Here is a 6,292-nt window from a genome sequence, read left to right as displayed (position 1 = left end):
CGCGCGCCGGCGCCCGAGCGGCCGCGGCGCGGTCGCCCAGGTCGCCCCGGTCGCCCCGGGCGGCCGCGCGTCCGGGCGGGCCTGGGGCGCGCGGGCTACGGGCTCGCCGGCTTCGCGCTGATGATCGCGGCCTGGTACGCCCTGCACGCCTCAGGCTTCGTCGCGGCGGGCCTCCTGCCGCGCCCGGACGAGGTCGTCGCCGCGGCCTGGCGCGGGTTCACCGGGCAGGGGCTGCTGCTGGACGTCCGGGTCAGCGTCACCCGGGTGTTCCTCGGCGTGGCGATCGGCACCGCGGCCGCGGTCCCGGTGGGCTTCCTGCTGGCCTGGTACCGGCCGCTGCGGGCGATGCTCGACCCGCTGATCGGCTTCTTCCGCGCGCTGCCGCCGATCGCGCTGATCCCGCTGGTCGTCGTGTACTTCGGGATCGGCGAGCCGGCCCGGATCTCGGTCCTGGTGTACGCCTCGTTCTTCACCGCGGTCATCGTCGTGCACGAGGGCATCGCCTCGATCGACCCGCTCTACATCAAGGCGGCGCGGTCGCTCGGCGCCTCCCGGACCGAGGTGTTCACCCGCTGCGTGCTGCCGCTGTCGGTCCCCCAGTTCCTGGTCGCGGTCCGGGTCGCACTCGGGGTGTCCTGGGCGACGCTCGTGGCCGCCGAGCTGGTGGCGGCGCAGCGCGGGCTGGGCGCGGTGATCCAGAACGCGGGCAACTTCTTCAAGATCGACGAGGTGTACGTCGGCATCACCCTCATCGGGATCGTCGCGCTCGCCATGGACCGGGTGCTCCGGGTGCTGATGCGGAGGGCGACGCGCTGGCAGGAGAGGACGGGCGAATGAGCGGCGGAGCCGCACGGGAACACGAGGGCGGCGAGGCGCTCGCCTTCCGCGGGGTGCGCAAGTCCTTCAGCGGGCGGGGCGAGACCCTGCGGGTGCTGGACGGTGTGGACTTCGCCGTCGAGCAGGGCGAGTTCGTCTCCGTGGTGGGGCCGTCCGGATGCGGCAAGTCCACACTGCTCAACATGGCCGGCGGGTTCGAGTCGCCGGACGCGGGGCGGGTGCTGGCCGGCGGCGCCGAGGTCGGCGGTCCGAGCCCGGCCCGCGGCGTGGTGTTCCAGCAGTACGCGATCTTCCCCTGGCTGACCGTCGCCGACAACATCGCGTTCGGCCTGCGCCTCGGCGCGTGCACGATCCCCAGGTCCGAGCACGCGGCCATCGTCGCCCGTTACGTCGACCTGATGGGCCTGACCGGGTTCGAGCGGGCCTATCCGAAGGAGCTGTCGGGCGGGATGCGGCAGCGGGTCGCGATCGCCCGCGCCTACGCCCCCGACCCCGACGTGCTGCTGATGGACGAGCCGTTCGCCGCGCTGGACGCGCAGACCCGCGAGTTCATGCAGGAGCTGCTGCACGGGACCCAGCTGGCCGAGCGCAAGACGGTGCTGCTGATCACCCATTCCGTGGAGGAGGCGATCTTCCTCTCGCACCGGGTCGTGGTCATGTCGGCCCGGCCCGCGAAGGTCTGCGAGGTGGTGGACGTCGGCATCGGCATGCCGCGCACCGCCGAGACCAGGCTGACCCCCGAATTCATCGAGCTGCGCCGCCATCTTGAAGGGGTGTTGCGGTCGCAGTCCTCGAACCTCGAGAAAGGAACCGCGGCGTGATCGTCAACAGGCGGAGGCGGCGGCCGTTGCCGCTGGTCGTGTCGGTGCTCGCCCTGCTGCTGGCCGTCACCGGCTGCGCGCTGGAGGGCGACCCGGCCGGCGGTGAGACCGGGTCGGACGGCCTCAAGGTCGTCAAGGTCGGCTACCTGCACACGGTCGCGGTGGACACGCACCTGTGGCTCGGCCAGGTCAATGGAACGTTCGAAAAGCACGGGCTGAAGCTGCAGCCGGTCAAGTTCGACACCGGCATCGCCGAGAGCCAGGCGCTGACCGGCGGCTCCATCGACATCGCCATCATGGGCGCGGTCGCCGCCAACTTCCCCGCGCGCGGGCAGGGCAAGGTGTTCCTGCTGAACGACATCGAGTACGACACCGCGCAGCTGTACGTGCGGAAGGACTCGGGCATCGACTCGCTCGCGGACCTGGCGGGCAAGAAGGTCGCCACGACCGAGGGCACCACCGCGCACGTCTTCCTCCACAACGCGCTGAAGGCCGAGAAGGTCGACCCGGAGAAGGTCTCCATCGTCAACTCGCCGATGCCCGCCGCCGTGAACTCCTTCATCAGCGGCGCGGTTCCCGCGGTGGCGCTGTGGGTGCCGTTCGACCTGCAGGTCAAGAAGAGCGTGCCCGGCGCCAAGCTGCTCACCTCCGCGGGGAAGTACTACCCGCGGACCGCGATCGCGGGCGGGTGGGTCGCGCGCAACTCCTTCTACGAGAAGGACAAGGACACCCTCAAGAAGATCGCCGCCGCCTGGATCGAGATCAACGCGGCGCTCCTCGGCGACCCTGACGGCAGCCTGCGCAAGGTGCACCAGCACGCCTACCGGAACGACGCCCCGTTCGAGCAGGTCAAGCACGACTTCGGGTTCGAGAAGACGTTCACCGGCGACCAGTGGGCGACGTACTACGCCGACGGCACCGCGGCGGGCTGGCTCGGCCGCACCACCCGCACGTTCGTCGAGCTGGGCGGGCTCCCCGAGTACAAGGAGCCGTCCACCTACTTCGATCCGCAGATCTTCCTGAGCGCGCACAAGGAGGCCTCGTGACCACGACGATAGGCGTCATCGGGCTGGGCGCGATGGGCGGCCGGGCGGCCGTCCGGCTGGCCGCGGCCGCCCCGACCCACGGGCACGACCTGGCTCCGGAGCGGGTCGCCGCGGCGGCGGAGGCCGGGGTGGTCCCCGCGGGCGGCGCGGGCGAGGTCGCCGAGCGGGCGGACGTGCTGGTCCTCTCCCTCCCCGGCCCCGACGACGTGACCGGGCTCGCCGAGCGGGTGCTGGCCGGGCGGCTCCGGCCGGGCAGCGTCGTGGTCGACATCTCCACCATCGATCCGGACGGCGCGCGGGCGGCGGCGCGGGCCGTGGAGGCGGCGGGCGCCGCCTACCTGGACGCGCCCGTGCTCGGCCGTCCCGACAAGTGCGGGAACTGGACGCTCACCGCCGGGGGCGACCCCGCGGCCGTGGAACGGGTCCGGCCGCTGCTGGAGGGCACGATCGCGCGCGCCGTCGTGCGCGTCGGGGACGTCGGCGCCGGAAGCGTGGTGAAGCTGCTGAACAACCTGATGTTCGGGGCGATCAACGCGGTCACCGCGGAGGCCCTGGCGCTCTGCGGGCCGGCCGGTGTCGACCCGGAGGTGTTCGCGCGCACCGTCGCCGACTCCGGTGCCGCGACGGTCAGCAACCTGTTCCGCGAGCTCGCCCCGAAGATCATCGCGGGTGACCACACGCCGGCGTTCGCGCTCGGGCTGCTGGAGAAGGACAACCGGCTGGCGCTGGCGCTGGCCCGGGAGAACGGGACGCCCGCCTTCATCGCCACGGCGGTGGACCAGGTGAACCGGCTGGCGCTGTACCGGGGGCTGGGGGCCGCCGACACCGGCGCCGTCCACCGCCTCTACACCGAGCTCGCCGCCGCACCGGAATCCGGCGCGGCGACCGGCGCGGACGCGTCCGCCGGCGGGACCGCGTGACCGTGCCCTCCTGGATGCCGCTGCCGATCGACGAGGTGCGGGTCAGGGTCTTCGAGGCCCCGCTCCCCGATCCGGTGCGGATGTCGTTCGCGGCGCTGGCCAGCCGGCGCGCCTGCGTGGTCGAGATCCGGTCCGGCGACCTGACCGGCATCGGGGAGAGCTGGGTCAACCACCCGGCCTGGGCGTGGCGCGAACGGGTCGCGACGCTGGAGGAGGGCGCCGTGCCGGTCCTCCTCGGCGCGGACGCCCGCGACATCGGCGCGCTGCGCCGCCGGCTGACCGCCAGGCTGCTCCCGCTGGGCCGGCAGTGGGGGGCGCCCGGACCGGTGTGGCAGGCGATCAGCGGCGTGGACATGGCGCTGTGGGATCTGGCGGGCAAGGCGGCGCGGCGCCCGCTCGCGGCACTGCTGGCGGCCCCGGACGGCCCGGACGCTCCGCTTCAGGAGGTGCCCGTCTACGCCAGCGGGATCGGCCCCGACCGGGTCGAGGAGCTCGCCGAACGGGCGGTGGCCCGGGGGTTCCGCGCGCTGAAGGTCAAGATCGGCTTCGGGGAGGAGCGGGACGTGGCGATCGTGCGCGCGGCCCGCGCGGCGGCCGGCGACGGGGTCGCGCTGTTCGCGGACGCCAACCAGGCCTGGTCGGTGCCGGAGGCCGTCCGGATGTGCGCGGTGCTGCGCGACCACGGCGTCCAATGGTGTGAGGAACCGGTGGACGGCAACGCCCTCGCCGACCTCGAGCACGTGCACGCCGAGACCGGGATGCCGCTCGCGACCGGCGAGAACGTCTACACGCTCGACGCCTTCACCCGCTACCTGGCCTCCCCCGCCGTCGCGCACGTCCAGCCCGACACCGCCAAGACCGGCGGCGTCACCACCGCGCTCGCGGTCGGGCGCGCGGCGGCCGCGCACGGCACCGGGTTCAGCCCGCACTGCTACTCGGGCGCGCTCGGGCTCACCGCCGCCGCCCATGTGGCCGCGGCGGCCGGCGCCGCGTGGGTCGAACTGGACGTCCGGGACGACCCGCTGCGGACCGAGCTGACCGTCCCGCCGCCCGAGGCGTCGGGCGGGGCGCTGCGCGTCCCGTCCGGGCCGGGGCTCGGCGTGACGATCGACGAGGAGCGCGCCGCGTCCCGCACCGTCCATTCCGCGCGGTGGACCGCGCGCTGACCGCCTCGAACACCTCGGATACCTCGGATACCTCGGATACAAGGAGTTGGTTCTGCATGAGCTTCGACGTCGTGCCCGGTGCCCGGTTCGGCGGCGGCGCCCTCGGCGGCGGCGACCGGCTGGAGGTGGCCGACCCGCGTGACGGCGAGCCGTCCGGGACGGCCGCGGCGGCCGGCGCGGCCGCCGCGAGCAGCGCCGTGGACGCCGCTGCCGCCGCCCAGCCCGGGTGGGCGGCGACGCCCCCGGCCGAACGTGCCCGCCGGCTGCGGGCGGCCGCGGACGCCCTCCGCGATCCCGGCACCGCCGAAGACCTGGCTCTGCTGGTCACCAGGGAGAGCGGCAAGCGGCTGGCCGAGGCGCGGGCCGAGGTGGGCTTCTCCGCCGCGTTCCTGGACTGGTTCGCCGACGCGGCCGTCGGCCTGCACGGCGAGCAGCGGCTGACCGCCGGGCGCCGCTTCCTGATCGGGCACCGGCCGCTGGGGGTGGTCGCGGCGGTGACCCCGTGGAACTTCCCGCTGTCGATCCCGGCCCGCAAGGTCGCCGCCGCGCTCGCGGCCGGGTGCACGGCCGTGCTCAAGCCGTCGGAGCTGACGCCGCTGTCCGGGCTGCGCTTCGCCGAGATCCTCGAACCCTTCCTGCCCGCGGGCGCGCTGACCACCGTCGCCGGGGCCGGAACGGAGGTGACCGGCGCGCTCCTGGACGACCCGCGCGTGGCCGCCGTCAGCTTCACCGGCTCGACCCGGGTCGGCAAGCTGATCGCCGGACGCGCCGGGGCCACGCTCACCAAGCCGCTCCTCGAACTCGGCGGCCGGGCCCCCTTCATCGTGCGCGCCGACGCCGAGCTGGACGCCGCCGTCGAGACCCTCCTGGTCGCGAAGTACCGCAACAACGGCGCGTCCTGCATCGCCGCCAACAACGTGCTCGTCCACGAGAGCCTGTACGGCGGCTTCGTCGAAGCGTTCACCGCCCGCTCCCGCGCGCTGCGCGTGGGGGACCCGCGCGACGAGGCGACCGATCTCGGCCCGGTGATCGACGCCTCGCACGTGAAACGGCTCGACGCCCTCGTCCAGGAGGCGCGGGCGGCCGGAGCCGACGTCCGGCAGGACGGGGACGTCCCCTCCGCCGGATCCTTCGTCGCCCCGGCCGTCGTGGCCGATCCCGGCGACGACCTGCCCGTCTGGACGGAGGAGGTCTTCGGCCCTGTCGTCGGCGTGCGCCCGTACTCCGACGAGGACGCGCTGGTCGAGGAGGTCAACGGATGGGACTTCGGGCTGGGCGGTTACGTGTGCGGCGCGGACGCGGCGGCCGCGGCCGCGCTGGCCGAGCGGCTCCGGATCGGCATCGTCGGGATCAACAACGGCGCCCCGAACTCCCCCGAGGTGCCGTTCGGCGGGTTCGGGCTGAGCGGCTACGGCCGCGAGGGCGGGCTGGCCGGTCTCCTGGAGTTCACCGCACCGCAGACCCTCTCCATCGCCCGCCCGTGACCCGCCGGCACGCCGGCG

6 protein-coding genes are annotated in these 6,292 nt (G+C 74.3%); all 6 read left to right on the top strand.

Annotation, left to right across the window (positions count from 1 at the left end):
- Positions 1 to 837: ABC transporter permease (locus ACFPZN_RS44660; protein WP_378289043.1), on the top strand; the 837-nt coding region annotated here is incomplete at its 5' end.
- Positions 834 to 1,658: an ABC transporter ATP-binding protein gene (locus tag ACFPZN_RS44655; protein ID WP_378289041.1), complete on the top strand. Its 825-nt coding sequence runs from the start codon at positions 834 to 836 to the stop codon at positions 1,656 to 1,658. The genes ACFPZN_RS44660 and ACFPZN_RS44655, both read left to right, overlap by 4 nt.
- Positions 1,655 to 2,704 carry an ABC transporter substrate-binding protein gene (locus ACFPZN_RS44650; RefSeq protein WP_378289038.1) on the top strand — a complete coding sequence of 350 codons (1,050 nt, stop codon included), beginning with the start codon at positions 1,655 to 1,657 and terminating at the stop codon, positions 2,702 to 2,704. The genes ACFPZN_RS44655 and ACFPZN_RS44650 overlap by 4 nt, the downstream gene beginning before the upstream one ends.
- On the top strand, positions 2,701 to 3,624 hold the full coding sequence (locus ACFPZN_RS44645) for an NAD(P)-dependent oxidoreductase (protein ID WP_378289036.1): 924 nt from the start codon (positions 2,701 to 2,703) through the stop codon (positions 3,622 to 3,624). The genes ACFPZN_RS44650 and ACFPZN_RS44645 overlap by 4 nt, the downstream gene beginning before the upstream one ends.
- Complete coding sequence (locus ACFPZN_RS44640) at positions 3,621 to 4,790, top strand: mandelate racemase/muconate lactonizing enzyme family protein (protein ID WP_378289034.1); 1,170 nt, start codon at positions 3,621 to 3,623, stop codon at positions 4,788 to 4,790. Before ACFPZN_RS44645 ends, ACFPZN_RS44640 begins: the two co-directional genes overlap by 4 nt.
- Positions 4,791 to 4,846: 56 nt before the next feature.
- Positions 4,847 to 6,274: an aldehyde dehydrogenase family protein gene (locus tag ACFPZN_RS44635; RefSeq protein ID WP_378289032.1), complete on the top strand. Its 1,428-nt coding sequence runs from the start codon at positions 4,847 to 4,849 to the stop codon at positions 6,272 to 6,274.
- Positions 6,275 to 6,292 lie beyond the last annotated feature (18 nt).

Source organism: Actinomadura rugatobispora (assembly GCF_042656285.1).
Lineage (GTDB): Bacteria > Actinomycetota > Actinomycetes > Streptosporangiales > Streptosporangiaceae > Spirillospora > Spirillospora rugatobispora.
This window is presented reverse-complemented; position numbering and strand designations above follow the sequence as displayed.